This window comes from Bacillus sp. LR--39 (assembly GCF_053613335.1).
Map to the genome: position 1 here is coordinate 1 of NZ_JBSIOT010000735.1, position 767 is coordinate 767.

Annotated in this window: 1 pseudogene; it reads left to right on the top strand. The window is 37.4% G+C overall.

What is annotated here, in order from left to right:
* A pseudogene (gene hxlR / locus ACWHAR_RS26190) lies at window positions 1-153 on the top strand (transcriptional activator HxlR); the annotation flags it as partial.
* Between the last annotated feature and the right edge of the window lie 614 nt (window positions 154-767).

The window sequence follows — 767 nt, forward strand, 5'->3', positions numbered from 1 at the left end:
GAAGTGTATCCGGTTGTCCCGCCGAAGGTTGAATATTCTCTGACCCCGCACGGAGAAAGCCTCATGCCTATTCTTGAAGCCATGTATGAGTGGGGGAAAGGCTATATGGAATTGATTGATATCGACAAAAATGTCATGAAAGAATCGTTGTAAGACGCTCTACGCAAGGGTGTCTTTTTTTTGCCTGTTTTTCGGTTTTTGCGCGGTACACATAGTCATGTAAAGATTGTAAATTGCATTCAGCAATAAAAAAAGATTGAACGCAGCAGTTTGGTTTGAAAATTTTTATTTTTCTGTAAATAATGTTTAGTGGAAATGATTGCGGCATCCCGCAAAAATATCCCTGTAAATAAACTGGAATATTTCGGCATCCCGCATGAAACTTTTCACCCATTTTTCGGTGATAAAAACATTTTTTTCATTTAAAGTGAACGGTAGAAAGATAAAAAATATTGAAAACAATGAATAAATAGCCGAAATTGGTTTCTTATTAGGATGGGGTCTTGCGGTCTTTATCCGCTTGTGTTAAACGCCGCAATACTGACTGACGGCAGCCTGCTTTAATAGCGGCCATCTGTTTTTTGATTGGAAGCACTGCTTTTTAAGTACTTTGGGCTATTTCGTCTGTTAGTTCATAAGAATTAAAAGCTGATATGGATAAGAAAGAGAAAATGCGTTGCACATGTTCACTGCTTATAAAGATTAGGGGAGGTATGACAATATGGAAATAACTTTTTACCCTTTAACGGATGCACAAAAACGAATTT